This is a genomic window from Azospirillum sp. (assembly GCF_035627195.1).
In the GTDB taxonomy this organism is placed as follows: domain Bacteria; phylum Pseudomonadota; class Alphaproteobacteria; order Azospirillales; family Azospirillaceae; genus Azospirillum.
In genome coordinates, this window is the sequence record NZ_DASPMG010000236.1 from 1 (window position 1) to 3,288 (window position 3,288).

Annotated in this window: 2 protein-coding genes; both read right to left on the minus strand. The window is 68.6% G+C overall.

What is annotated here, in order from left to right; genetic code table 11:
- Positions 1-522, minus strand: a 522-nt coding sequence (locus tag VED21_RS21345; RefSeq protein ID WP_324885794.1) for a cation diffusion facilitator family transporter, incomplete at its 3' end; no start/stop codon positions are given.
- 177 nt (positions 523-699) lie between these two features.
- Positions 700-3,288 (minus strand): DEAD/DEAH box helicase (locus tag VED21_RS21350; RefSeq protein ID WP_324885796.1); only part of this gene is annotated, 2,589 nt, incomplete at its 5' end.

A 3,288-nucleotide genomic window follows, 5' to 3' on the forward strand; every position in this document is an offset into this window, starting at 1 on the left:
ATGATGATGTCCATGGTCATCAGGATGATGACGGTGCCCATGGTCATCAAGATGATGACGATGCCCGTGACCGCCGAGAATGAAGGCGCTGACGGTATTCACGATCAGACCAAGGATCGCCACAATCAGGGCCTGGTCGTAGGCGATGTCGCCCGGGCTGAACAGGCGGACGACGCTTTCCCAGCCCATGCCCAGGGCTACGGCCGCCAGGAGCAGCGCGCCGGTGAAGCCGCTGAGCGCGTTGACTTTTCCTGTGCCGAAGCTGAAGCGCGGATCGTGGGCGTGCCGCCGGGCGTAGATGTAGGCGAAGGCGGAAAGGCCCAGCGCCAGGACGTGCGAGGCCATGTGAACACCGTCCGCCAGCAGGGCCATGGAACCCGTCCACACCCCGGCCGCGATCTCGACGATCATGGTGATGGCGGTCACGGCGACAACGATGAGCGTCCGGCGCTCCCCGGCCTGCGCCTGCTCCTGTCCGAAAGCATGGTCGTGTCGCCAGTGTTCAAGCGAACGCGTGTGCATATCCCGTCTCCGCGCCGGAAGGCTTGTGAACCAACGGCGCCCCCTCGACAAACAGGCCGCGGGGCCTTCCGTCCCACGGCATCTTGCCTGCTCGGGACTGGTCGATAAAGGGTTTCAGGCCCGCGCCTCCCAACGCCGGTCAGGAACGGCACCGGCGATGCGATCCCGCCCGGTCCTCTATTCCTCTCCCGCCCTGAACAGAAAGTCGATGTCGTCCCCCGCCAGCGCGCCGGCAAGGCTGGCGCCCTCGATGGTGGCGGCGGACAGGTTGCCCTTGCGGCGTTGCAATTCGAGGATGCGCTCCTCCACGGTGTCGGCGGCGATCAATTTGTACACGAACACCGGCTTATCCTGGCCGATGCGGTAGGCCCGATCTGTCGCCTGATCCTCGGCGGCCGGATTCCACCACGGGTCGTAGTGGATCACCGTATCGGCGGCGGTCAGGTTCAAGCCCCGCCCGCCGGCTTTCAGACTGATGAGAAACACCGGCACGTCGCCACGCTGAAAGCGGGCGACCGGCTCGGCACGATCATGCGTCTTTCCGGTCAGCTCCACGTAGGCGATGCGCTCGTTGTCCAATTCCATCTTGATAAGGTCGAGCATCGAGGTGAACTGCGAGAACACCAGAATCCGCCGCCCCTCCGGCACCATCTCCCGCACCATGGCGACGAGGCTGTCGAGCTTGCCGCTCTCATGCACGCTGCGGGCGGCGGGAATCTTCACCAGGCGCGGATCGCAGCAGACCTGCCTCAGCTTCAACAGCGCGTCGATGACGGTGATGGCGCTGCGCGACAGGCCATTGGCGGCCATGACGGCGCGGACCTTCTCATGCACCGACAGGCGGATCGTCTCATAGAGGTCGCGCTGCTCGCGGTCGAGGTCGATGCGCACGACGATCTCGGTCTTGGGCGGCAACTCCTTCGCCACGTCAACCTTGGTCCGGCGCAGCAGGAACGGGCGGATGCGCCGCAACAGCAGGTTGGCGCGCGTGCCATCCCCCCGCTTCTCGATGGGCGTGCGGAAGCGCTTGTGGAAGGTCTTGCGGTCGCCCAGAAGACCGGGCATCAGAAAGGCGAACTGGCTCCACAGTTCACCCAGGTTGTTCTCCACGGGGGTGCCGGACAGGCATAGCCGGTGCCGGGCGCGCAACGTGCAGACGGCGCGCGTCGCCTTGGAGTCCGGGTTCTTGATTGCCTGCGCCTCGTCGAGAACGAGGATGTGCCAGCTCCGCTCTTTCATCAGGTCGGCATCGCGGGCGACCACGCCGTAGGTGGTGACGACGATGTGCGCGCGGTCGACCTCATGCCGCCGCTCGTGCCGGTCCAGCCCATGCAGCACCAACACCCGCAGGTGCGGCGTGAAGCGGCGCGCCTCGTCCACCCAGTTCGGCACCAGGCTGGTCGGCACGACGATCAGGCAGGGATCGGTCAACCGCCCCTCGACGTGCTCCACCGCGATGTGGGCCAAGGTCTGCGCCGTCTTGCCCAGCCCCATGTCGTCAGCCAGAATGCCGGCCACGCCGTTCGCCCGCAGGCTTTGCAACCACGCGAGCCCGTCGCGCTGGTAGTCCCGCAAGCTGCCCTGGAAGGCGGCGGGAACCGCCACCTCGGGCAGAACATTGTCCTCGCGGATGGTCCGCAGATAGGCGTCGATTTGCGGGGTTTCCCCCGACCGGCGAGCGATCAGGTCATCGATGTCGACCAGGGCGTCGGCCTCGGCGAGCGGCAGGCGCAACGTCCCGTCCTCGCGGCTCCCGGATGCCAGAATCGCCTCCAGCACGCTGAGAAGCCGCTCCGCGCGATCGGCGGGCAGCGCCAGGACCGTGCCGTCGTCGAGCGCAATGTGCGCGCATCCATCGACCACCGGCGCCGCCGCCACGCCACCCCGGTCGACCAGCATCGCCAGGATCGGCAGCAGCGGACGGCGCGCGCCGTCGATCTCCACCCCGACATCCAGGTCGAACCATCCGTCCCCGGCGTCGCGCACGGCGACGGCCACCGCGTCACCGGCCTCCACAATGCGCGCGCCGACGTCGGCGTCCGCCTCGACGCTCCATCCCTCGGCCCGCAACGCCGGAACATGGGTGACGAGGAAGTCGCGCCAGCGATCCGCCGCGTCGCGCCCGGTCATCCAATGCACACGCGCTCCCCGCGCGTTCAGCGCGCCGCGCGGCGGATCGATCCGCCCCTGAGTGAAACCGACCGTCGCCAGCCGCTCAAGCGCCGCCCGCTCCGCCGCCATGTCACGCCGAACGAACAGTACCGTGCCGCCCGGCTCCGCCGCGCGGGCGAACTGCCGCTGGTCATCGGACTCCACCGGCGCCGGGGCGCCCGGCTCGCCATAGTCGAAGGACAGCCGTAGCGCCTCGACCAACCCATCGGCCGGCGATACCACGCGGCTCAACCGCGCGACGATGACCGGCGTGCGCTCGACGATGGTCGGCGCCTCGGCGGCCGAACGTGCCGGCATCGGCGGCGGATTGGCGAACACGGGGACAGGGGGCGCCGGCGCCTTGGGTTTCGGCGGCTCGACCACCTGGAATTCCACCGGACAAACCTGCCCGGCCTTCGGATCGACGCACCAGGAGCGGATGCCGCGGATCAGCGCCCCCCCCTCGGGCAGGCCGGTTGGGCGCAGTTTCTTCGACGCGGGATCGCGGAAGGCGCGCAGCGTCCGCGCCGGCCCTTCGACCAGCACGGCGCCAGAACGCCAGCGCAGCCGGCCGCTGGCCAGCAACCCCCGAAGGAGGCGGTCGACCGCCTCCCC